The sequence below is a fragment of the Hymenobacter ruricola genome (assembly GCF_015694525.1).
Taxonomy (GTDB): Bacteria; Bacteroidota; Bacteroidia; order Cytophagales; family Hymenobacteraceae; genus Hymenobacter; species Hymenobacter ruricola.
This window is the reverse complement of the sequence record NZ_JADQDM010000002.1, coordinates 784,370-807,159: the sequence shown is the minus strand read 5'-3', so window position 1 is coordinate 807,159 and position 22,790 is coordinate 784,370. Positions and strand designations below refer to the sequence as shown.

Genomic DNA, 22,790 nt, shown 5'->3' with positions numbered 1-22,790 from the left:
CCGGGCTTACCCCTCCGCCCGCAGCACTTCCAGCGGCGAGCGGCGCAGCACGTCGCGGGAGTTGAACAGGCCGATGGCCGCCGTGAGCACCGTGACCAGCGCGGCCAAGCCCAGCAGCGGCAGCAGCGCCGGCCCGAAGCTGGCATTGAACACCCACACGGCCAGCGCCCAGGCCGCCAGCAGGGCCAGCCCGATGCCGGCCAGCGCGGCCAGCAGCCCCAGCAGGCCGTATTCGACCAGCGTGATACGCAGAATCTGGGCCCGGCTGGCGCCCAGCGTGCGCAGCAGCACGCTTTCGCGCACGCGCTGGTAGCGGCTGATGACCACCGAACTGCTGAGCACCAGCAAGCCAGTGAGAATGCTGAACCCGGCCATGAAACGAATGACGAAGGAGATTTTGCCAATGAGGTCGTCCAGGGTTTGTAGAATCAGGGCTAGGTCGATGGCCGACACGTTGGGGAAATCGCGCACCAGCCGCTGCTGCACGGCCGCCAGCGCCGCCGTGTTGGGCGTGCGCGTGAGCAGGACGGTAAACTGCGGCGCCTGCTCCAGCACACCCGCCGGAAACACCACCAGGAAGCTGGGCTGCACCCGCGCCCGGTCAATCTCGCGGGTGCCGCCGATGACCACCCGCATGGGCGCGCCCTGCACGTTGAAATCGAGCGTGTCGCCGAGCTTGAGCTTGGCCCGCTGCAGGTAGCCGGCCTCCACCGAAATGCGCGGGGTCCCGTCGGGGGCCAGGCCGGGCAGGCTGCCTTCCACCAGCTTTTCGGACGAGTTGAGCGAGTCGCGGTACGTGACGCGGTACTCGCGGGTGAGGGCCCAGGGCGGAATGCCCGTGGTGGTGTCCTTTTTCAGCTCTGCCACCGAGCGGCCGTTGATGGCCTTCAGGCTCATGGTCACGATGGGCACGCGCAGCAGCACCGGCAGCTTTTGCGCCTTCAGCAAATCCTCAACGCCGGCCCGCTGCTCGCGCTGAATGTCGAAGAGCACCAGGTTGGGCTGCTGGCCCTGGCCGGCTACCTGCACGCGGCCCAGCAGCAGCGACTGCGTGAGGAAAAGCGTGGCCAGCAGGAAGGTGCCCAAGCCGATGGACGTAACCAGCGTGAGCGTCTGGTTTTGAGGCCGGAAGAGGTTGGCCAGGCCCTGCCGCCACACGTAGCTCCAGCGGCTGGGAAAGAAGCGGCGCACCAGCTCCATCAATAGGCGGCCCAAGGCCCCCAGCGCCACAAACGCCACCAGCAGGCCCGCGCCGAAGCCCAGCGTCATCTTCCAGCTCTGGGTTTGCTGGTAGGCAAAAGCGAGAATGAACAAGCCGATGACGGCAAGCACCAGTCCGCGCCACGGGTCGGGCCGCTCAGCCTCGTCCTCAAACGCCGTGCGCAGCACCCGCAGCGGCGACACGCGCCGCACGCTCAGCAGCGGCAATAGGGCAAAGAGCACCGCCATCAGCAGGCCGGTAGCCAGGCCGGTCAGCACGGCCGGCCACGACACGCTGACGGTGATATCGACCGGCAAAAAGTCGCCCAGCACGCGCGGCAGCAGGCTTTGCACCACCGCCCCCAGCAGTGAGCCCAGTACCGCGCCCACCAAGCCCAGCCCGGCGGTTTGAATCAAGTAAATGAGCAGGGCTTGCCGGCCGCTGGCACCCAGGCAGCGCAGCACGGCCACGGCGGCCAGCTTTTCGCGCACGTAGAGGTTCACGGCGCTGGCCACGCCCACGCAGCCCAGCAGCAAGGCCACGAAGGCCACCAAACTGAGGTAGCGGGTGAGGTCGGCGAAGGCGCGGCCGGTTTGCTCCTGGCGGGTGGCCACGGTGTCGGCGTCGAGGTCGGCCTTGTCGAGGCGGGTTTGCAGGTTCTTGACCACGGCCGTCACGTCGGTGCCGGGCGCGAACTGGTAGTAGCGCCGGTATTGCAGGCGGCTGCCCCGCTGAATCAGGCCCGTCTGCCGCACCAGGTTCAGCGGGATGAACACCGTGGGCGCTACCGCCGTGCTGATGCCCGACTGCCCCGGCGTCTTCAGCACCCGCCCGATGATGGGCAGCCGCACCCGGCCCACCAGCACGGAGTCGCCCACCCGGGCCCCGAACTGGGCCAGCAGCGCGTCGTCGACCAGCGCGCCCGGCGCGGTGCTGTCCTGCACGAAGCGTTGGGCGGCGTTGCGCGGCTCCGTCTGCCAGTCGCCGTAAAAGAAGCCGCCGTCGCGGGCCCGCACCTGCACCAGCCGCACGCCCCCGCCGGGCCGGAACTCGGCCATCGACGCAAAGGCCATTTCGCGGGTGCGGGCCGTGCCGAGCTTGTTCAGCTCCGGGCGCAGGGCCTTCGAGAAGGCCTTGCTGCCGGTCAGCACCAGGTCGGCGCCCAGCAATTCCTTGGCCTGCCCGCTGATGCTGCCGGCCAGGTTGTCGCCAAAGGAATTGATGCCCACCAGCGCCGCGATGCCCAGGATGATGCTGGCCATGAACAGCAGCAGCCGCGCCCGGCTGCGGCGGCTGTCGCGCCAGGCCATGCGGAAAAGCCAGGAGAAAGTGGGGCGGGAAGTAGGCGGCAAGGATGGCGTCACGGGAGACAAATCAGAATTGAACAATACGAAGGCGGCAAAAGCCCTTGTTCTTTTGGGCAAAAGGTCCCGTCGAGCTGCCCAACTCGACGGGACCTTTTGCCCAACTCATCAGTATGTTTTGGGCAAAACATACTGATGAGTTGAGAACCGGCCCCCATTCGCTGCAAACGCGGTTGCCGGGGACGAGGGCAAAAAAAACCAGTTAGTGTTTTTCCGGGACGGCGGGGCTGGCTTCCTCCACCACTTTGCCGCCGCGCAGCCGCAAGGTCCGCTGAGTTTTGGCGGCCAGTTCCAGGTCGTGGGTCACCAGCACGAGGGTGGTGCCGGCTTCGCGGTTGAGGTCGAATAGCAGGTTCACCACCCGCTCGCTGGTGTCGGGGTCGAGGTTGCCGGTGGGCTCGTCGGCGAAGAGCACGGCCGGGCGGTTGGCGAAGGCGCGGGCCAGGCTCACGCGCTGCTGCTCGCCGCCCGAGAGTTGTGCCGGGTAGTGGTGGGCGCGGGCGGCCAGGCCCACGCGGTCGAGCAGGGCCAGGGCCGTTTGGGAGGCACCGCGCTGCCCGCGCAGTTCCAGCGGCACCAGCACGTTTTCGAGGGCCGTGAGGGTGGGCAGCAACTGAAAATTCTGGAAAATAAAGCCCACGTGCTCGTTGCGCACGGCGGCGCGCTGGTCCTCGCTCAGGTGGTCGAGCTGAATGCCGTTGAGCCACACGCTGCCCGACGTGGCGCGGTCGAGGCCGGCGCAAAGGCCCAGCAGCGTGGTTTTGCCCGAGCCCGAGGGCCCGACGATGGCAAAGGTGTCGCCGGCCGCCAGGTCGAAGCTGACGGCGTGCAGCACGGTGAGCTCGTGCCCGGCGCTGGGGTAGGTTTTGGTGAGGTTATCGACGCGAAGAATGCTCATGTATGTAAGGCAGGAGGGGTTGGGGGTAGGCGGGCAGGAAGAAGACAAGCGTAGAAAAGAACGTCATGCCGAGCGCAGCGAAGCATCTTGCCCGCCACCACTAAACTCCAATTGACTGGTTTACTTGCTGCGGGCAAGATGCTTCGCTGCGCTCGGCATGACCGTTTCATTGGTCGTTCGAGAATTCACCCGCCACAACCACCCCGGCCGCCCTTCGTTACCAAAGACGCGAAAACCTTCCCGATGTTTTCTGCCTTTCCGTTTTCGTGCCCAAATCCTCATCCATGCGCTTCGTTCGTTTCTCCCTCGCCGGCCTCTTGGCCCTGGCGCTCACCGCCTGCCATTCCAACTCTTCTTCCGAAACGGCGAAGGCCCCGGCCGCCACTTCCGCCGCGCCGGCCGTGGGCCCCAAGCCCGGCGCCACCAGCGGCAAAAAGCGCCTGCTCTTCTTCGGCAACAGCCTCACGGCAGGCTACGGCGTGGAGCCCGACCAGGCATTCCCCGGCCTGATTGGCCAGAAAATCGATTCGCTCCAGCTCGATTATGAAGTCGTCAATGCCGGCCTGAGCGGCGAAACCACCGCCGGTGGCCTCAGCCGCGTGGGCTGGGTGCTGCGCCAGCCGGTGGCGGTGTTTGTGCTGGAGCTGGGCGGCAATGACGGCCTGCGCGGCCTGCCGCTCGCCTCCACCCGCCGCAACCTGCAAGGCATCATCGACACGGTGCGCCGCCGCAGCCCCAAGGCTCAAATCGTGCTGGCCGGCATGCAGATTCCGCCCAACCTGGGCGCGAAGTATGCCGCCGACTTCAAAGCCATTTACCAAGACCTGGCCACCCAAAACAATCTGGTATTGATACCCTTCCTGCTGCAAGGCGTGGGCGGCGACCGCAGCCTCAACCAGGCCGACGGCATCCACCCCACGCCGGCCGGGCACCGCATTGTGGCGCGCACGGTGTGGACGGTGCTGCAGCCGCTACTGCCCAACTATATCACCCGCAGGCCGTCCAGGTTCACTTCGTCGCGCAGCAGCTCCAGGTTGCGGTAGGCGAGGGGGCGGCCGGCGTCGGTGCTCAGGTCGGGGAGGGGGGCGCGGGCCGCGTCGAGGGTGAGCTGGGTGAGCTTGCGGGCGCCGAGGTAGATGGCCACGGGACGGCCCTGGCGGGCGTCGTGCGCGGCCAGGGCGTGGTCGATTTCGGCCAGAATGGTGCTCATAATAAACGAGTGAGCTGAAAAGGGGCGGAAATATAACGAGGTTTTCCAGAATCCAAAAAACTCCTGCCGGGCCACCACGGCGGCCTTGCGGGCCGGCGCTACCTTTGCGGCATGACAACTGCTGTCCCTGCGGCGCCCGCGGCTTCGGCCGAAAGCCTGGCTGCCCGCCCCATTGGTATGTTCGACTCCGGCATTGGCGGCCTCACCGTGGCGCGGGCCGTGGCGCGACGGCTGCCCCACGAGCGCATCGTGTACTTCGGCGACACCGCCCACCTGCCCTACGGCGACAAAAGCGCCGCCGCCATCCAGGCCTATTCCGTCAAAATCTGCGACTTGCTGCTGCGCCAGCGCTGCAAGCTCATCATGATAGCCTGCAACTCGGCCTCGGCCGCGGCATACGAGCTGGTGCGCGAGTACGTGGGTTCCAAAGCGCGGGTGCTGAACGTGATAGACCCCATTGTGGCGCACCTGGGCCGGGCCTACGCCGGCCGGCGCGTGGGCCTCATCGGCACCAAGCAAACGGTGAATTCCAACGTCTATAAGAAGAAGGTGGATGAGCTGGATGCCAACGTCGACCTGCACTCGCTGGCCACGCCCCTGCTGGTGCCCATGATTGAGGAAGGTTTTTTCAAGAATTCCATCAGCGACGACATCATCGGGGCGTACCTCGGCAATGCCACGCTGGCCGACATCGACGCGCTGGTGCTGGCCTGCACGCACTACCCGCTCATTAAGGAACAGATAGCCCGCTACTACGCCGGCCGTGTAGATGTGCTGGACGCCTCCGACGTGGTGGCCGCCGACGCCGAAGCCTACCTGGCCGCGCACGGCCTGCTGGCCCCACCTGCGGCCACTGCGCCCGCCCACCATTTCTACGTTTCCGATTTCACCCGTTCGTTTGAAGAAAGCACGCGCATCTTTTTCGAGCAGGAAGTTCACCTGGAGCACTACCCCTTGTGGGAATAACGGCCGGCAACCATTCGGCCGCGCGGGAGGTCATTATTCCGTAACTTTCCACCCGGCGCCAATGGGGCTACCTTTGCCGCGCCTGCTCCGGCTTCTTCTGTCATTCTTGTCCTACTTTTTTCCAACCTTTTCATTTTTTATGAAGCAACTCTTCACAACAAGGCTGCTCAAATGCCTGGCCTTTCTGCTGTGTTTGTGGCCCATGCTGGGCTCGGCAGCCCCTTTCACCCCCGGCAACCTCGTGGTGCTGCGCGTCGGCGACGGCGCGGCTTCGCTGACCTCGGCTGCCACGCCCGCCTACCTGCAGGAGTACACCCCGGCCGGGGTGCTGGTGCAAACCATCCCGCTGCCCACGGCCACCTCGGGCAACAACCGCAGCCTGACCGTGGCCGGCTCGTCGAGCACCGACGGCGGCATGACCCGCTCGGCCAACGGCGCCTACCTGGTGCTGGCTGGCTACGACGCCGCTCCTGGTACGGCTGCGGTGGCCGGCCTCGACCCCTCTACCGGCGCTAACCGCATCGTGGGCCGCGTGGCCGCCGATGGCACCGTGGACACCAGCACGCGCCTGACCGATGCCACCGGTAACCTGCGCTCCGCGGCCACGGTCGACGGCAGCAGCTTCTACACGTCGGGCTCCAGCGGCGGCGTGCGCTACGTGCCCTACGCCAACGCGGGCGCTTCGGTGGTGATTAGCGGCACGCCCAGCAACCTGCGTTACGTCAACACGTTTGGTGGCAACCTGTACGTGAGCAGCGGCTCTTCGCCCTACATCGGCCTGAGCCAAGTCGGCACGGGCCTGCCCACCACCAGCGGCCAAACCACCACCTTGCTGCCCGGCATGCAGGGCACCACGTCGACTACGGCCGGCATCAGCCCGCTGGCTTTCTACTTCGCCGACCTGAGCACCACCGTGCCGGGCCTCGACGTGGTGTACGTGGCCGATGACGGCGCCACCGCCACGGGCGGCGGCATCCAGAAGTGGAGCCTCGTGGGCAGCACCTGGACGCTAAATGGCACCATCACGAACGCCACGCCCATTCGCGGCCTCGACGGCCAGACCACCGGCACCACGGTGTCGATGGTAGCGGCCGGCAACGGCGGCCTGTACGTGCTGAGCGACAACGCCGGCTACAACGCCGCACCCAGCACCACGGCGGTGCCTGCGCCCATTGCCACGGCGGCCAGCATGACGGCTTTCCGCGGCGCTACTTTCGCGCCCGTAGCGGCGGCGGCCGCGCCCACCATCGCCAGCTTCACGCCCACCAACGGCGGCCCCGGGGCCACGGTCACCATCACGGGCACCAACTTCACGGGCGCTACGGCCGTGACCCTGAACGGGGTGGCCATCACGGGCTATACCGTGGTGAATGCCACCACCATCACCTTCACCGTGCCCACCACGGCCACGTCGGGCACCATTGCCGTGACCACGCCCGGTGGCACCGCCACCAGCACCGGCACCTTCACGTTCAACGCGCCGGCCACGGCGCCCACCATCACCAGCTTCACGCCCACCAGCGGCCCCGTGGGCACCACGGTCACCGTGACGGGCACCAACTTCACGGGCGCCACCGGCGCTACCCTCAACGGCACGGCCGTGACCGCCTTCACGGTGGTTAGCGCCACGTCGGCCACGTTCACCGTGCCCACGGGCGCTACCAGCGGCGTCATCGCCATCACCACGCCGGCCGGCACGGGCACCAGCACCGCCAGCTTCACGGTCACGGTTCCGGCCGTGACGCCCGTCATTACGCAACTGGCGCCCGGCGTGCAGGTAGTAGGCGGTGCCGCCGTCACGTTTGTGATTACCGGCACGGGCTTCACCTCTACCTCGACCGTTAACTTCAACGGCGTTTCGTACCCCCAGACCACCAGCACGGCCACCAGCATTGAGGCCCTGATTCCGGCCAGCGCATTCACCACGGTCGGCTCGTTTCCGGTGACGGTGACGAACTCGGCCGGCACTTCCAACGCCTTCACCTTCACGGTGAATAACGTGAGCACGGCCGGGGCGTTCGAAAACTTCGAAACCGGCACCAAAACGGGCTACGCCTCCGCCGCGGTGGTGCTGACCAGCGGTTCCTGGACGTTCTCCGACGCCTTGATTGGCAACGCGTTCAACGACCGCGCCAACGGCCTGAAGGCGGCCCGCATTCGCGTGGGCTTCATTCGGATGGACTTTGACAAGCCAAACGGGGCCGGTACGGTTATCGTGAATGCCGGCCTTTTCGGCACCGACACGGGCGCCACCTTCGTCCTCGAAAAATCGACCGATGGCGGCGCCACTTTCACCGCGGTGCCCGGCGCCCCGGCCACCCTCACCAACGTTATTACCCCCTACACCTTCACGGTGAACCAGGCCGGTAACGTGCGTTTCCGCATCACCAGCACTGCCACAATCAATACGCAGCGCATCAACATCGACGACATCTCGATTTCGGATTTCGCCGGCGCCTCCAACCCCGTGCCCGTTATAACCAGCATCACGCCGAACTCGGCCGTGGTGAACACCACCGTCACCGTGACCATCACGGGCACCGGCTTCACCAGCGCTTCGACGGTGGTGGCCGGGGGCCAGCCCATTCCCAGCACGTTTGTATCGGCTACGCAGCTCACCGGCACCGTTCCCGCCGGAACCCCGGTTGGCACCTACACCGTGGCCGTGGTGAACCCCACCCCCGGCGGTGGTACTTCAAACACGGTGACCTTTACCATCGTGCCCCCGGCGCCCACCATCACCAGCTTCACGCCCACCTCGGGCGGCCCCGGCACCACGGTTACCGTGACCGGTACTAACCTGATGGATGCCACGGCAGTACGCATCGGCGCGGTTAACGTAACCAACTACTCGGTGGTATCGGCCACGACCATCACGTTTGTGGTGCCCAATGGTACGGGCAGCCTCAGCGGCCCCATTACGGTGGTGACGCCCGGTGGCACGGCCACCAGCACCGGCTCGTTCAACATCGTGTCGGCCGCGCTGGCCAGCCAGGCCCTGCCCGGCCTGACGGTGTTCCCGAACCCCGCTACCGACCGCCTCACGGTGACCCTGCCCGCCGCCGGTGCCGCCACGGTGGCCCTGCGCGATTTGGCGGGCCGCCTGGTGCTGGCCCCCACCGCGCTGGGCGCCGACAAGCAGGTGCTGCTGCCGGCCGGCCTCGCGGCTGGGGTGTACATGCTCGAAGTGCGCCAGGGTGATGTGTTCGCCGTGCGTCGCATTCAGAAGAACTAAGCCTTTCTCAGGGCGCCGGCTGGTCCGGACGCTTTGAGGCAGAAAAGCCCCCGCAACTGCGGGGGCTTTTTTTGTTGCCGAATGCTTGGGCAAAAGGTCCCGCGGCGGCCTCGTTTTCGGGAACGATTGCGCAAGTAAAAGCACCCGGAAGCTTGCCCCATACCCTAAATGGTCGGACTTTTAACCAGGATTTCCACCCTCACGGCCTTATAGAAGTGAATACTGCCACCCCCGCCGAAACCACCCCGCACGCCTTCGTGCCCGACGCGCAAGCGCCCTGGGAAGCCACTGCTCCCGGCGTGCGCCGCAAGGTGCTGGCCCACGGCCCCGACCTGATGCTGACCCGCGTGGCCTTCGAAACGGGCGCGGTGGGCGCCGTGCACAACCACCCGCACGCCCAGCTGAGCTACGCGGAAAGCGGCGTGTTTGAGTACACCATTGCCGGCGAAACCCAGACGCTGCGCGCCGGCGACAGCTGCTACGTGCCACCGCTGGCCTGGCACGGCGTGCAGTGCCGGGAGGCCGGCGTGCTGGTGGACGCCTTCACGCCGCGGCGCGACGATTTTCTGGCCTAGGCCCACCGGGCTTGCTTGTGCTGCTACTCTGCTGCTTCCCATGAAAACAACCGCGCTGCGCCTGCTGGGCCTGCTGATTTTACTGTTGCTGGGGCTGTGCCTGCGCCCGGCCGTGGCCCAGACCGTGACGGTGGCGGCGGACGGCTCCGGCGATTTCCGCACCGTGCAGGAGGCCATCAACAGCCTGCCCGCCACGGCCGCCACGCCGCGCACGGTCTACCTCAAAAACGGCACCTACCGCGAGAAAGTCTACATCGACGGCAAGGCCAAAATCACGCTAAAAGGCCAGAGCGAAAAGGGCGTTGTCCTCACTTTTCCGCAGGCCCGCGACATGTGGCTATGCGGCCCCGACGCCAAAGCCGGCGACTGGGGCGTGGCCACCCTCAACCTGCGCAACAGCCCCGACGTCACCCTCGAAAACCTGAGCGTCATCAACAGCTACGGCTTTGAGGCGGCGGGTGAGGTGAAAATTGACTGCCCCACGGCCCCCGGCGGCCAGAAAACCGTGAGCAAAACCGGCCACCAGATGGCCCTGCGCGCCCTGCCCGGCGCCACGCGCCTCGTGGCGCGGCACTGCACTTTCCGGGCGCTGGGCGGCGACACGGTGAGCCCCTGGGACACCGAGGCCGGCGCCTACTATTTCCAGGACTGCACCCTGGAAGGCGGCGTGGACTTCTACTGCCCGCGCGGCTGGGCCTACGCCGAAAACTGCCGCTTCATCTGCCACAGCAAGGAGGCGGCCATCTGGCACGACGGCTCCGGCCACCGCGACTCGAAAACGGTGCTGCGCAACTGCAGCTTCAGCGGCGACGACGGCTTCAAGCTGGGCCGCTTTCACAAGGAAGCGCAGTTTTACCTGGTCGACTGCACTTTTGCCCGGAATATGGCCGATGCCGATATCTACCATGCGGCTTCGGGCCCCGGGCCTAGGCAGTGGGGCCGGCGCGTATACTATGCCAACTGCCACCGCCGCGGCGGCGATTACGCCTGGCACCGCGACAACCTCGCTTCGGCCGAGGGCGCGCTTCGGCCCAAAGACCTCACGCCCGCCTGGACCTTCGGCGGGCGCTGGAACCCGCTGACGGGCGCCGTGGCCGCCACCGAAACCGCCCAACCCGTGCGCGTGGACACCACTGCCGAAAAGATGCTGCTCTACCAGCGTGCCGTGGGCGGCTGGCCCAAAGCCCTGGGCGAAGTGAAAATTAATTACGCGGCCCGCCTCAGCGAAGGCGCCCGCGCGGGCCTGCTCGACAGCAAAAACCAGAACGACGCCACCATCGACAACGACGCCACTACCCGCGAAATCCACTACCTGCTCAAGGCCTTTCAGCAAACCCACAACCCGGCTTACCGCCAGGGCGCCGAAGCCGGCATTCGCTACCTGCTGAAAATGCAGTACCCCAACGGCGGCTTACCCCAGTTTTACCCCGACCTGAGCGGCTACCGCCACGAAATCACCTTCAACGACGACGCCATGGTGCGGGCCCTGACCGTGTTGCGCCGCGTGGCCCGGCAGGAGGAGCGCTACGCCGCCGTGGCCCCCGAGCTGCGGCCGCTGGCCCAGGCCGCCGTGGCCCGCGGCGTCGACTGCATCCTCAAAACGCAGATAATTCAAAACGGCCGGCCCACCGCCTGGTGCGCCCAATACGACGAAGTGAGCCTGCTGCCGGCCAAGGCCCGCGCCTTCGAGCTGCCCTCGCTCAGCGGGGCCGAATCGGTGGGCATTGTACGGTTTCTGCTGGACGAGCCCGCCACGCCCGCCGTCAAAGCCGCCATCGAGGGGGCTATGGCGTGGTTTGAGCAGGTGAAAATGCCCGGCTACGCCCTGCGCGAAATTGCCGCGCCGCAGGAGAAAACCCACCGCGACCGGGTGATTGTGCCGCAGCCGGGCGCCACGCTCTGGGCCCGCTTCTACGAGCTGGGCACCAACCGGCCCATCTACGTGGGGCGCGACAGCCGGGTGCACTACCAGCTCAGCGAGATTGAGAACGAGCGCCGGGCCGGCTACGTCTACGCCAGCACCTGGCCCGCGGAGCTGCTGGAAAAGGAATACCCGGCTTGGCTAAAGCGGGTAAATTCGAATTAGTACAGTGATTATCATATGGTTGATATTCGTGCTGAGGTGCGAAATTGAATCAAAGAGAGGTTGAGCGAACGGGCAAGGCGCGAAAAACGTCTTTTTCCCGTTGGTGAATGCGCGTTTGCCCCGCAACATTCCGGGGGCAGGCAGCCGTAATTCTCTCAGCGGCAACGACTGAAACTGGGGAAGCCCCACGATGACGAGCCCCGTTTTAGCTGGCCCTTACGATTTCTCAACCCTCCTTATTCATTTTGTGCGCTATGAAAAAGAGCCTGATTATCCTGCTGTTGAGTTTGTTTTGCCTGCCCGCCGCGCATGCGCAGTTTGGGGTGAAAGGCGGCCTGAACGTGGCCGAACTCACGGGCCGCAACGGCGAAGACGCTTCGTACAAAGCGTTTTACCACGTCGGCATTTTTTACCAGGCCAACATTCTCGGCCCGCTGTCCATCCAGCCCGAGGTGCAGTATTCGTTGCAGGGCGGCACCCTGAAGTCGGCCTATACCAACTACGACACCCAACTCCACTATTTCACCGTGCCCGTCCTGGCCAAGCTCACCGTGGGCCCCGTGTTTCTGGAAGCCGGGCCGCAGTTTGGCGTGCTGCTCAACGCCAACCAGTCGGGCGACATGCAGGTGAGCCTCGCGCCCGATGGCACCCCGGCCTACGGCAACGTGTCGCGCCCGGCCACCGGCAGCTTCAAGCGCGGCGATTTCAGCGTGGTGGGCGGCGCCGGCCTGAAACTCTCTTCCGGCTTCTCGCTGGGCGCCCGGCTGGTGGCTGGCCTCAACGACATCAACGACGCCAAAAACCTGGCCGGCATCAACGACCCGCGCCTGCAAAACCGGGTGTTTCAGGTCTATGCCGCCTTCCAGTTCGGCGCCCACCAATAGCCCTAAGTGCCGAAAAAGGCCCGCACCGGCTCCAGAATTTGGGGCCGGCGCGGGCCTTTTCAGTTCTGGGGAAATGGGCGAGCGGCCCTACTTGGTGGGGCGCCAGGTAATGGCCATGCCCGGCGTGCCGTTGCCGAAATACGTGGGCGACAGGCTCACGTCGCGCCCGATGGGCTTGCGGCCCCAGCGGTTGCGGTGGCTCAGGTAGGCCAGGTGGGCCGAGAGGATGCCGAAGCCGGCGCCGGCCACCACGTCGCTCTGCCAGTGCTTGTCGTTTATCATGCGCAGGGCGGCCACGCTGCTGGCAATGGTGTAGGCGCCGATGCCGTACCACTGGCTTTTGTCTCTGAACTCGGTGTGCACGATGCTGGCCGCCAGAAACGCCTGCGCCGTGTGCCCCGACGGAAAGGAGAGGTTGTCGGAGCCGTTGGGCCGGGTTTCCTGGGCGAGGTACTTCACCGCAAACGTGGACGCCAGCATGATGGCCTCGCCTTTGGCAATGATGAGCAGCGTATTGATGCGGTCGTTCCGGGATTGCACGCCCGCCAGCGCCACGGCGCCCAGCTCCAGGTAAGGCAGGAAAATGACCGTGTTGTCGATGGTGGTATTGACGGGCCGAAATTGCTTCTGGACGAAGGTTCTTTCCCGGTGGTTGATGCCCGCGTCGCCCTGCGCCGTGATGGCGCCGTAGGTTATCATCACGGCCGGAATGGCCACGGCCTTCACCAGCTTGCTCTTGTACCAGGGCGCCTTCACCGCTGCCGACACGCCGCCGGGGTTTGCGTATTTTTTGGTGGTATCGGTGGGGGCCGGGGCCGTGGGCACCTGCGCATAAGCCGGAGCAATGCTACCTATGAGCAGGAAAAATGCTGTGAGGTAAGATAAAAGTGGGGAGCGCATGATGGAATCGAGGAATGGAAGTGATTTAACATGGGCTCATACGGGAAACTTAACATTAGCGTAACACAGAGATGAGGCCAACCCCGGTTTTTATTTGCGCTTGCTTGCGTTGGCTTCACTGGAAACAAAAAGCCAACTATGCGGGCGCCATTGAGTTGGTCAGGGCGCGCTAGAGTCGGCAGCATCGAACTGTGGCATGGCGAGGAGCAGGGCCTTGCTACCGGCATTGAATGACAGGGCCAGTCAGTAGCCAAAGCTGAGGATGCTGCGGCCAGATTTCAGGAAGCGCTGCAAGCCGTTTTCCCAAAAACCGGTCAGCTTCGCGCCGCTGAGTATTTTCATCAGCAGCCTGAGTACCTTGGCTTCCCAATCAGTACAAAACGAGCCTGCCGTTCGTCCGGAACAAAATATTTTCTCCGGAAACGATTGTGGTTGCGTAATCAAGTCCCGCAAAACCCTTAGCTTGCACCCCGCTTAACAATAAGGTAATATGGAAGTCCAGACGTTGAAGTATCCCGCCATCCGCAACTACGTGGCTGGCCAGCCCCTTGAAAATGCCTCCACGTCCACCATGGACGTATTCAGCCCGCTAAACGGGCAAGTGATTTCCACCCTGCCGCTAAGCAACGCCGCCGCGCTCGACGCCGCCGTGCAAGCCGCCAAAGCCGCGTTTCCCTCGTGGTCGGCCACGCCCATCAAGGAGCGGGTGCAGATTTTTTACCGCTACAAAACGCTCCTGGAGCGCGACATGAAAGCCCTGGCCGACCTCGTGCGCGAGGAAAACGGCAAAACCTACGACGAAGCCCGCGCCGAAGTCGAAAAAGCCATCGAGTTGACCGAATTCGCCTGCTCCATGCCGCAACTCATCCAGGGCGAATTCCTGGAAGTGAGCAAAGGTGTGGAAGCCCGCGCCGAGCGCAAGCCGCTGGGCGTGGTGGCCAGCATCGCCCCGTTCAACTTCCCCAACATGGTGCCCCACTGGACCATCCCGAACGCCATCGTGCTCGGCAACACCATGGTTCTGAAGCCCTCGGAGCAAGTGCCCCTGAGTGCCGTCAAAATCGCCGAGTTGCTGAAAGAAGCCGGCCTGCCCGACGGTGTGCTGAACGTGGTGAACGGCGACAAGGAAATCGTGGAAGCCATCTGCGACCACCCGGATATTCAAGCCGTGAGCTTCGTGGGGTCCACCAAAATTGCCAAAGTGGTGTACATCCGCGCCACCAGCAACCTGAAGCGCTGCGTGGCCCTCGGCGGCGCCAAAAACCACCTGATGGTGCTCCCCGACGCTCACCCCGAAATGACGGCTTCGAACGTGGCCGCCTCTATGTCGGGCTGCGCGGGCCAGCGCTGCATGGCCGGCTCCACCATGGTCGGCGTGGGCCCGGTGGATGACATTGTGGCTAAAATCGTGGAAGAAGCCCGCAAGATTATAGCCGGCCAAAACCTCGGCTCCGTCATCAGCAAGGAAGCCAAGCAGCGCATCGAACAGCACATCACCGAAGCCGAAGCCGCCGGGGCCAAGGTGCTGCTCGACGGCCGCAACGCCGTGGTGCCCGGCCACGAAGACGGCTACTACGTGGGCGCCACCATCATCGACTACGTGACGCCCGACATGCGCATTGCCCAGGAAGAAGTGTTCGGCCCGGTGCTTGCCATCATGCGCACCAACACCCTGGACGAGGCCCTGGCCATCGAAAATGCTAACCCCTACGGCAACGCCGCCGCCGTCTTCACCAGCAGCGGCAGTAGCGCCCGCTACGTCATGGACCACGCCAACGCCGGCATGATTGGCGTGAACATCGGCGTGCCCGTGCCCCGCGAGCCCTTCTCCTTCGGCGGCTGGAACGAGTCGAAATTCGGCGCCTGCGATATTACCGGCAAAAGCTCCATCGAATTCTGGACGCAGCTTAAGAAAACCACGACGAAGTGGAACCCCGAGTCGCGCGTGAACTGGATGAGCTAGGTAGTCACGATTGTTAGTAGTCTGTCATCCTGAGCGAAGCGAAGGACCTTATCAGGTTCGCGCCGTTTGTGCCTGCTGATAACTAGCTCAACCGTGATAAGGTCCTTCGCTTCGCTCAGGATGACAGACGTGGCCAACAACTGGTAGCCAGCAACTAATAAATAAACCCCAACCAACACCACACGAGAATTCCCACTCAACACGTCGCGATTCCGCCCCGCGCCGTGGCGGAACGGAGGGCTCTTCTGAAAAGCGCATTTCACCCAGACATTTTACTGGCACCGGGCCGCAGAGATAGAAGGCTGCCCATTGCTTCGTAAGTTGTTGCGCTCAACGGGACAGTCCTCCGCTTCCGTTTCCCCTAATCCTTTCCTTCGCCATTTCATGGAAACCACCTACGACCTCGACAAAGACCAAATCCTACACGACAACCTCGACCACACGCTCTTCTCGTGGTCGAAGCAAACCGGCCTGAACCCCATCAACGCCGAGCGCGCCGAGGGCGTGTACGTGTGGGACCGCGACGGCAAGCGCTACATCGACTTCTCGGCTCAGCTCATGAACGTGAACATCGGCCACGGCGACCAGCGCGTGACCGAAGCCGTGGCTGCCCAGATGCGCGAGCTCAGCTACGTGTACCCCGGCATGATTACCAAAGCTCGCGGCGACCTCGGCAAGAAGCTGGCGGAAATCACCGCACCCAATCTTACTAAAGCGTTTTTCACGCTGGGTGGGGCCGAGGCCATCGAAAACGCCATCAAGCTAGCGCGGGTGTACACCGGCCGTCACAAGATTGTGTCGCTGTACCAGTCGTTTCACGGGGCCAGCTACGGCGCCATGAGCGTGGGCGGCGACCCCCGCAAATTTGCCGTTGACAGCCAGGCCATGCCCGGCACCGTGCACGTCGAAAACCCCTATTTCTACCGCTGCCCCTGGTATTCCGAAACGCCTGAGCAGTGCGCCCAGCGCGCTGCCGATGCCATGGAGCGCATCATCGGCTACGAAAATCCCGGCAGCGTGGCCGCCATCATTATGGAAGGGGAGTCGGGCACGTCGGGCTGCATCAAGTACCCGCCCGGCTACTGGACGCGCGTCCGCGAAATCTGCGACAAGCACGGCATCCTGCTCATTGCCGATGAAGTGATGTCGGGTTTCGGTCGCACCGGCAAGTGGTTCGGTTCTGACCATCACAACGTCAAAATTGACATCATGTGCATGGCCAAGGGCATCACCGCCGGCTACCTGCCCCTGGGCGCCGTGATGGTAGACGAGAAAATTGCCAAATCGTTCGACGACAAGCCGCTGCCGCTGGGCCTCACGTACTCGGCGCACCCGGTTTCCTGTGCCGCCGCCGTGGCCGTGCTCGACATCTACGAGAGCGACAACCTGCTCGAAAACACGGTGGAGATGGGCAAGTACATGGACGAGCAAGTGGCCCAGCTCATGCGCCACCACCCCAGCATCGGCGACTGGCGCAACACCGGCCTGTTTGGTTGCCTGGAACTGGTACGCAACCGGGAAACCAAAGAGCCCATGGCCCCCTGGAACGCCACACCCGCCCAAATGGACGTGATGAACCAGGTAGCTGCCAAAATTCGCGAACTGGGCATGTACACCTTCGTGCGTTGGAGCTACATTTTCATCTGCCCGCCGCTGAACATTACGAAAGATGAAATCGACGAAGGGTTGGCCATTATTTCGGAGGCCATCAGCATCGCCGACCAGCACGTGGATTAGGCAAGTAGCGCGGACTTTGTAGTCCGCGTCTTCGCGCACTTACACTATCGTTTCACCATTCGTTTCGGGACGCGGACTACAAAGTCCGCGCTACTTTCCACATGTCCATTCTCCTCAAAAACGGCCGCGTCGTCACCGCCGACTCGGACGCCGTCTGCGATATCCTGATTGAAGGCGAAACCATCGTATCCATCGGCCGCAACCTGGCGGCGGCAGGAGCAGAGGTAATCGACTGCACCGGCAAAATCATCGTGCCCGGCGGCATCGACCCGCACGTGCATCTGGAAATGCCTTTCATGGGCACCTTCAGTTCCGATACCTACGAGACTGGTACCCGCGCGGCCCTGCACGGCGGCACCACTATGGTCATTGATTTCATTCTGCAAAAGCAGGGCAACTCGTTGCGCTCGGCCTTTGAAGAATGGAGCGGGCGCGCCACCGGCAACGCCGTGGGCGACTACAGTTTCCACATGGCCGTGACCGACTTCAACCCCAGCACGAAGGAGGAAATCAAGGACATGGTGGCCGAGGGTATTACGTCTTTTAAAACCTTCATGGCCTACAAGGGCGCGCTCATGATTGACGACGCGCAGATGGTAGGCCTGATGCAGGAAGTGAAAAAGCACGGCGGCCTCGTGACGGCCCACGCCACCAACGGCGACATGATTGACACGCTCATCGCCCAGCACCGGGCGCAGGGCAAGCTCACGCCGCTCTACCACTACCTCTCGCAGCCCGAAGTAACTGAAGCCGAAGCCTCCGGCCGCTTCGCCGACATCGCCAACTACACCGGCGTGAACGCCTACATCGTGCACCTCACTTGCGAGGGCGCCCTCAACCAGGTGCGCCGCGCCACCGAGCGCAACCAGCGCGTGCTGGTCGAAACCTGCATTCAGTATCTCACGCTAGACGCGTCGCTGTACGAAGACGAAGCCAACGGTGCGAAAGTGGTGATGTCGCCACCGTTGCGCGAGAAGAAGGACCAGGCCACGCTCTGGGCCGGCCTGAACCAGGGCCTCGTGAACGTGGTGGGAACCGACCACTGCCCCTTCATGTGGGAGCAGAAATTAATGGGCAAAGACGACTTCTCGAAGATTCCCAACGGCCACCCCGCTGTGGAGCACCGCATGGAATTGCTGTTTTCGGAAGGCGTACAGAAGGGCAAAATCACGCTCCAGAAATTTGTGGAAGTCACCTCGACCAACGCCGCCAAAATCTTCGGCGTGTTTCCGCGCAAAGGCACCATTAGCATCGGCGCGGACGCCGATTTGGTGGTAATTGACCCACAGAAAAAGCACACCATTTCGGCCGCAACCCACCACATGAACGTCGATTACTCCGCCTATGAAGGGTGGGAACTGACCGGCAAAATCGACACCGTGCTGTTGCGCGGCCAGGTAGCCGTGGCCGCTGGCGAAACCAAAGTGCAGAAAGGCTACGGGCAGTTCATCAAGCGCGGCAAAACCGCTTTTTAGGCCTCCGTTTGTCATTGCGAGTGGAGCGCAGCGCAACGCGGCACCCGAAGGACAGCGCAGCTAATCCGTCCCCTCAAAAGCACTCACTTTTTAAAGTGAGAAGCCCTGTTTTTTGCTTAACTTTTAGCCCGTTTTGGGCTCACTGCTCAAATTTGCCTTTATTACATTTCAACCATTTGCGCCTAGGCCAGGACGGATTCCTTCGTCGTGCCTCCTCGCAATAACAAAAAGATTCTAACCCCACCACAACCTACACAATGCCCAGAATTATTAAATCCGGCCTCATCCAAATGAGCTTGCCGATGACCGAAGGCGAAGGCTCCATCGAGGAAATCAAGGAAGCCATGGTGCAAAAGCACATCCCGCTGATTGAGGAAGCCGGCCGCCAGGGCGTGCAAATCCTCTGTTTGCAGGAGATTTTCAACACCCCGTATTTCTGCCCCGGCCAGGACAAAGCCTGGTATGCCTCGGCCGAAGCGGTGCCCGGCCCCACCACCGAGCGCATGGCCGAATACGCCAAAAAGTACAACATGGTGATGATTGTGCCCGTGTATGAGCGCGAATCGGCCGGTTTCCTCTACAACACGGCCGCCGTGATTGACGCCGACGGCACCTACCTCGGCAAATACCGCAAAAACCACATTCCGCACACCACCGGCTTCTGGGAGAAGTTTTTCTTCAAGCCCGGCAACATGGGCTACCCCGTGTTCCAGACCAAATACGCCAAAGTGGGCGTCTACATCTGCTACGACCGCCACTTCCCCGACGGCGCCCGCATCCTGGGTTTAAACGGCGCCGAAATCGTGTACAACCCCTCGGCCACCGTGGCCGGCCTCTCGCAGTACCTCTGGAAACTGGAGCAGCCCGCGCACGCGGCCGCCAACGGCTATTTCATGGGCTGCATCAACCGCGTGGGCGAAGAGAAGCCTTGGAACCTGGGCCGCTTCTACGGCACCAGCTATTTCGTGGACCCGCGCGGCCAAATCATCGCGCAAGCCGACGAATACAAAGACGAACTGCTCATCTCAGAATTCGACCTCGACATGATTGACGAGGTGCGCAACACCTGGCAGTTCTTCCGCGACCGCCGTCCGGAGACCTACGAGAAACTGGTGGAATTGTAGGCCTTCCGCTTACTATCGGGTCGAACATCATGCCGGGCGCAGCGAAGCATCTTTACCGCAATGGTAATTAATGCTATTACAACGAAGCGGTAAAAATGCTTCGCTGCGCCCGGCATGACGTTCTGATTTTCTAACAAATGAAATAATACGCCTACTTATGGCCGAATTTTCCACCCCAACCACCGAGCAGGAATTCCAGCTGAATTTCGCGCAGCTCAAGCCGCACATGAACCGGACGGAGGCGCTGTACGAAAGCTCGCGCTGCCTGTTTTGTTTCGACGCGCCCTGCATCAAAGCCTGTCCGTCGGGCATCGACATTCCGCAGTTTATTCGCCAGATAAATTCGGGCAACGACACCGGCGCGGCACGCACCATATACGAAGCCAATTACTTCGGCAACGCCTGCGGCAAAGTGTGCCCCACCGAAGTGCTGTGCGAAGGCGCCTGCGTGTATAACCTGCAGGATGTGAAGCCCATTGAGATTGGTCGTTTGCAGAGCTATGCCACCACCAAGGTCATTGAAAGCGGCAAAAAGCTATTCGGCCCTGGCGAAGCGAATGGCAAAAGCGTGGCCGTAATTGGGGCCGGGCCTTCGGGCATTTCGGCGGCTTGTGAACTGCGTGCGCTGGGGTATGTGGTGGATGTATTTGAAGCCAAGGCGCAGCCTTCGGGTCTCACGGTTTACGGCGTGGCGCCCTATAAAATTACCAACGAAGAAACGCTGGCCGAAATGGATTATCTGCAGGCGCAATTCGGATATAATGTGCACTTTAATTCGCTTATTAATTCCCGCGAAGAATTAATTCAATTAGAGGAGAAATACGATGCTATTTTCCTCGGAATTGGCTTGGGCAAAACCAATGAATTGGGACTGGCCGGCGAAGACAAAATAAACTGCACAGGCGCGGTAGAATTTATTGCCGAATTGCGTCAGCATCATCACGAAGTGGCTGTGGGCCGCAAGGTGATTGTGCTCGGCGGCGGCAACACCGCCATGGACGCCGCTTCGGAATCGTCGCGCCTCGGAGCTGAAAATGTAATTCTGGCCTACCGCCGCGGCAAAGAGGAAATGGGCGCTTACGAGTTCGAGTACGATTTAGCCAAAGGCGTGGGCGTGCAGGGCTTATTCAACGTAGCGCCGGTCGAAATCATGGGCAACGGCTACGTGTCGGGCGTGAAATTCATTCGCACCGAAACCAAAGATGGCAAAGTATCGGAAGTGGCGGGCTCGGAGTTTGTGGAGCCTTGCGACATGGTGATTAAGGCCACCGGCCAGGCCAAGCAAACCAATTTCCTAAGTTTGATTCCAGGTCTGAAAACCGATAGCAAAGGCCGCATTGTGGCAGATGCTCACACCGGGCAAACCACCAACCCCAAATACTTCGCTTCCGGCGATGCCTGGAACGGCGGCGCGGAAGTGGTGAACGCCGCCGCCGAAGCCAAGCTGACTGCGCGGGGCATTCATGCTTATTTGAGCAAGTAAATCCTTTTTCGCACCAAAACGCGCGTCATGCAGAGCGCAGCGAAGCATCTTCACCGCTTCGTTGTGATGGTATTAATCACTTGTTGCGGGCAAGATGCTTCGCTGCGCTCGGCATGACTGTTTTAATTGGAAATAATTCATGCCAGACTTATCCATCAATTTCGCCGGCATCAAATCGCCGAACCCTTTTTGGCTGGCTTCGGCCCCGCCCACTAATTCCGGCTACCAGGTCATGAAGGCGTTTGACGCCGGCTGGGGTGGCGCGGTGTGGAAGACGCTGGGCGTGCCCGTCGTGAACGTGTCGAGCCGCTACGGCGGCGTGAACTACCGCGACAAGCGCCTCGTGGGCTTCAACAACATCGAGCTGATTTCGGACCGCCCGCTGGCCGATAACCTGCGCGAGATTGAGGAAGTGAAAAAGCGCTTTCCCAACCACGCCGTCATTGCCTCGCTCATGGTGCAGTCGCGTCAGGAATGGCACGACATCGTGCGTCAAAGCCAGGACGCCGGCGCCGACGGCTTCGAACTGAACTTCGGCTGCCCGCACGGCATGTGCGAGCGGGGCATGGGCTCGGCAGTAGGGCAGGAGCCCAAGGTGCTGCAAATGATAGTGGAGTGGGTGATGGAAGTGGCGCAGAAGCCCGTCATCGTGAAGCTCACGCCGAATATTTCGGACATCACCGAGCCGGCCATGGCGGCGCGGCGCGGCGGGGCCGACGCCATTTCGCTTATCAACACCATTCAAAGCATTGTCGGGGTTGACCTCGACAAGTTTGCGCCGTATCCGATTGTGGACGGCAAGGGCACCAACGGCGGCTACTGCGGCCCGGCCGTGAAGCCCATTGCCCTGAACATGGTGAAAAACTGCGCCCAGCACCCCGACGTGCGCCTGCCCATCTCCGGCATCGGCGGCATCGAGAACTGGCGCGACGCGGTGGAACACATCCTGCTGGGGGCCAGCTCGGTGCAGGTGTGCACGGCGGCCATGCACTTCGGTTTCGGCATCATCCGCGAGATGACTTCCGGCCTGGAGCAGTACATGGTGGAGAAGGGTTTCCAGACCATCGACCAGATGGTGGGCAAGGCCCTGCCCAACGTGCTGCACTGGGAAGACCTCAACATGAAGTACAAGGTGACGGCCAACATCCACGAGGACAAGTGCATTGGCTGCCAGCTGTGCTACACGGCCTGCGAGGACGGCGCCCACCAGGCCATCAAGCTGAACGCCGGCACGCGGGTGCCCGAAATCATCGAGGAAAACTGCGTGGGCTGCAACTTGTGCTCGTTGGTGTGCCCCGTGGAAAATTGCATCACCATGGAGCAGACGGATTCCGGCACCCAGCACCTCACCTGGAAGGAGCGCACCGAAGCCGGCGACATCCCGGTTGAGTTCAACGACGAGAAGGCCGGTGGCCGCCACCACTGGGTGCCCGAGCCGGCCGCGGCCCTGGGCAAGGAGCGCCACAAAACGCTGCCCGGCAAAGCCCGCGTGTACGCTGGCGAAACCGAAGTGCCCGCCGATGCCTGAACTAGGCACTAGATGCAAGGATAAAGAAGGCCTGCTGATGACTCAGCAGGCCTTCTTCTTTGCGCGGAGTTTAGCTCAGGATTTCATTTTACGCACTTACTGAGCAGTAAAAAGGGTGCAGCGGAACGAAGGCTGCGACCAGCAAAATTCAACTAACAAAG

Annotated in this window: 17 protein-coding genes; 12 read left to right on the top strand and 5 right to left on the bottom strand. The window is 62.7% G+C overall.

Going from position 1 to position 22,790, the window contains the following annotated elements; genetic code table 11:
• Positions 1–6 precede the first annotated feature (6 nt).
• On the bottom strand, positions 7–2,511 hold the full coding sequence (locus I2H31_RS07565; protein WP_196292519.1) for an ABC transporter permease: 2,505 nt from the start codon (positions 2,509–2,511) through the stop codon (positions 7–9).
• A 256-nt stretch (positions 2,512–2,767) separates the two neighbouring features.
• Positions 2,768–3,463 carry an ABC transporter ATP-binding protein gene (locus I2H31_RS07560; protein WP_196292376.1) on the bottom strand — a complete coding sequence of 232 codons (696 nt, stop codon included), beginning with the start codon at positions 3,461–3,463 and terminating at the stop codon, positions 2,768–2,770.
• Positions 3,464–3,747: 284 nt separating this feature from the next.
• Here I2H31_RS07560 and I2H31_RS07555 point away from each other — a divergent pair, with 284 nt between their 5' ends.
• Entirely contained in the window at positions 3,748–4,506 is a 759-nt protein-coding gene (locus I2H31_RS07555; RefSeq protein WP_196292375.1) for an arylesterase, read from the top strand.
• Here the strand turns inward: I2H31_RS07555 and I2H31_RS07550 are convergent.
• A complete protein-coding gene (locus I2H31_RS07550; protein ID WP_196292374.1) occupies positions 4,446–4,673 on the bottom strand; it encodes a hypothetical protein in 228 nt (75 codons plus the stop codon). The genes I2H31_RS07555 and I2H31_RS07550 overlap by 61 nt on opposite strands.
• Positions 4,674–4,784: 111 nt before the next feature.
• Here I2H31_RS07550 and murI point away from each other — a divergent pair, with 111 nt between their 5' ends.
• The 5 genes from murI (at position 4,785) to I2H31_RS07520 (ending at position 12,419) form a co-directional block, all read left to right on the top strand.
• Positions 4,785–5,639 carry a glutamate racemase gene (gene murI, locus I2H31_RS07545; RefSeq protein ID WP_196292373.1) on the top strand — a complete coding sequence of 285 codons (855 nt, stop codon included), beginning with the start codon at positions 4,785–4,787 and terminating at the stop codon, positions 5,637–5,639.
• A gap of 139 nt (positions 5,640–5,778) precedes the next feature.
• Positions 5,779–8,874, top strand: a complete 3,096-nt coding sequence (locus I2H31_RS07540; protein ID WP_196292372.1) for a T9SS type A sorting domain-containing protein — start codon at positions 5,779–5,781, stop codon at positions 8,872–8,874.
• Positions 8,875–9,089: 215 nt separating this feature from the next.
• Positions 9,090–9,449: a cupin domain-containing protein gene (locus I2H31_RS07535; protein WP_317192197.1), complete on the top strand. Its 360-nt coding sequence runs from the start codon at positions 9,090–9,092 to the stop codon at positions 9,447–9,449.
• 40 nt (positions 9,450–9,489) lie between these two features.
• Positions 9,490–11,535, top strand: coding sequence for a pectate lyase (gene pelA, locus I2H31_RS25095; protein WP_230687523.1), 2,046 nt, complete (start codon positions 9,490–9,492; stop codon positions 11,533–11,535).
• Between the two features lie 254 nt (positions 11,536–11,789).
• On the top strand, positions 11,790–12,419 hold the full coding sequence (locus I2H31_RS07520) for a porin family protein (protein ID WP_196292371.1): 630 nt from the start codon (positions 11,790–11,792) through the stop codon (positions 12,417–12,419).
• 87 nt (positions 12,420–12,506) lie between these two features.
• Here I2H31_RS07520 and I2H31_RS07515 read toward each other — a convergent pair whose 3' ends face one another.
• Positions 12,507–13,319: a phosphatase PAP2 family protein gene (locus I2H31_RS07515; protein WP_196292370.1), complete on the bottom strand. Its 813-nt coding sequence runs from the start codon at positions 13,317–13,319 to the stop codon at positions 12,507–12,509.
• Positions 13,320–13,562: 243 nt separating this feature from the next.
• The gene (locus tag I2H31_RS07510; RefSeq protein ID WP_196292369.1) at positions 13,563–13,763 is read right to left on the bottom strand and encodes a hypothetical protein; all 201 of its coding nucleotides are present in this window, start codon (positions 13,761–13,763) and stop codon (positions 13,563–13,565) included.
• Between the two features lie 46 nt (positions 13,764–13,809).
• Here I2H31_RS07510 and I2H31_RS07505 point away from each other — a divergent pair, with 46 nt between their 5' ends.
• The 6 genes from I2H31_RS07505 (at position 13,810) to preA (ending at position 22,629) form a co-directional block, all read left to right on the top strand.
• The gene (locus I2H31_RS07505) at positions 13,810–15,282 is read left to right on the top strand and encodes a CoA-acylating methylmalonate-semialdehyde dehydrogenase (RefSeq protein WP_230687522.1); all 1,473 of its coding nucleotides are present in this window, start codon (positions 13,810–13,812) and stop codon (positions 15,280–15,282) included.
• Positions 15,283–15,666: 384 nt separating this feature from the next.
• Positions 15,667–17,019 carry an aminotransferase class III-fold pyridoxal phosphate-dependent enzyme gene (locus I2H31_RS07500; RefSeq protein WP_196292368.1) on the top strand — a complete coding sequence of 451 codons (1,353 nt, stop codon included), beginning with the start codon at positions 15,667–15,669 and terminating at the stop codon, positions 17,017–17,019.
• Positions 17,020–17,120: 101 nt separating this feature from the next.
• Positions 17,121–18,494, top strand: coding sequence for a dihydropyrimidinase (gene hydA / locus I2H31_RS07495; protein ID WP_196292367.1), 1,374 nt, complete (start codon positions 17,121–17,123; stop codon positions 18,492–18,494).
• A 257-nt stretch (positions 18,495–18,751) separates the two neighbouring features.
• On the top strand, positions 18,752–19,618 hold the full coding sequence (locus I2H31_RS07490) for a nitrilase-related carbon-nitrogen hydrolase (protein WP_196292366.1): 867 nt from the start codon (positions 18,752–18,754) through the stop codon (positions 19,616–19,618).
• 157 nt (positions 19,619–19,775) lie between these two features.
• Positions 19,776–21,101, top strand: coding sequence for an FAD-dependent oxidoreductase (locus tag I2H31_RS07485; protein ID WP_196292365.1), 1,326 nt, complete (start codon positions 19,776–19,778; stop codon positions 21,099–21,101).
• A gap of 139 nt (positions 21,102–21,240) precedes the next feature.
• Positions 21,241–22,629, top strand: a complete 1,389-nt coding sequence (preA, locus tag I2H31_RS07480) for an NAD-dependent dihydropyrimidine dehydrogenase subunit PreA (protein ID WP_196292364.1) — start codon at positions 21,241–21,243, stop codon at positions 22,627–22,629.
• Positions 22,630–22,790 lie beyond the last annotated feature (161 nt).

Bases quoted from the DNA above. Each gene is read 5' to 3' on its own strand.
- I2H31_RS07565 (WP_196292519.1), bottom strand. From the start codon at position 2,511: ATGGCCTGGCGCGACAGCCGCCGCAGCCGGGCGCGGCTGCTGCTGTTC.
- I2H31_RS07560 (WP_196292376.1), bottom strand. From the start codon at position 3,463: ATGAGCATTCTTCGCGTCGATAACCTCACCAAAACCTACCCCAGCGCC.
- I2H31_RS07555 (WP_196292375.1), top strand. From the start codon at position 3,748: ATGCGCTTCGTTCGTTTCTCCCTCGCCGGCCTCTTGGCCCTGGCGCTC.
- I2H31_RS07550 (WP_196292374.1), bottom strand. From the start codon at position 4,673: ATGAGCACCATTCTGGCCGAAATCGACCACGCCCTGGCCGCGCACGAC.
- murI (WP_196292373.1), top strand. From the start codon at position 4,785: ATGACAACTGCTGTCCCTGCGGCGCCCGCGGCTTCGGCCGAAAGCCTG.
- I2H31_RS07540 (WP_196292372.1), top strand. From the start codon at position 5,779: ATGAAGCAACTCTTCACAACAAGGCTGCTCAAATGCCTGGCCTTTCTG.
- pelA (WP_230687523.1), top strand. From the start codon at position 9,490: ATGAAAACAACCGCGCTGCGCCTGCTGGGCCTGCTGATTTTACTGTTG.
- I2H31_RS07520 (WP_196292371.1), top strand. From the start codon at position 11,790: ATGAAAAAGAGCCTGATTATCCTGCTGTTGAGTTTGTTTTGCCTGCCC.
- I2H31_RS07515 (WP_196292370.1), bottom strand. From the start codon at position 13,319: ATGCGCTCCCCACTTTTATCTTACCTCACAGCATTTTTCCTGCTCATA.
- I2H31_RS07505 (WP_230687522.1), top strand. From the start codon at position 13,810: ATGGAAGTCCAGACGTTGAAGTATCCCGCCATCCGCAACTACGTGGCT.
- I2H31_RS07500 (WP_196292368.1), top strand. From the start codon at position 15,667: ATGGAAACCACCTACGACCTCGACAAAGACCAAATCCTACACGACAAC.
- hydA (WP_196292367.1), top strand. From the start codon at position 17,121: ATGTCCATTCTCCTCAAAAACGGCCGCGTCGTCACCGCCGACTCGGAC.
- I2H31_RS07490 (WP_196292366.1), top strand. From the start codon at position 18,752: ATGCCCAGAATTATTAAATCCGGCCTCATCCAAATGAGCTTGCCGATG.
- I2H31_RS07485 (WP_196292365.1), top strand. From the start codon at position 19,776: ATGGCCGAATTTTCCACCCCAACCACCGAGCAGGAATTCCAGCTGAAT.
- preA (WP_196292364.1), top strand. From the start codon at position 21,241: ATGCCAGACTTATCCATCAATTTCGCCGGCATCAAATCGCCGAACCCT.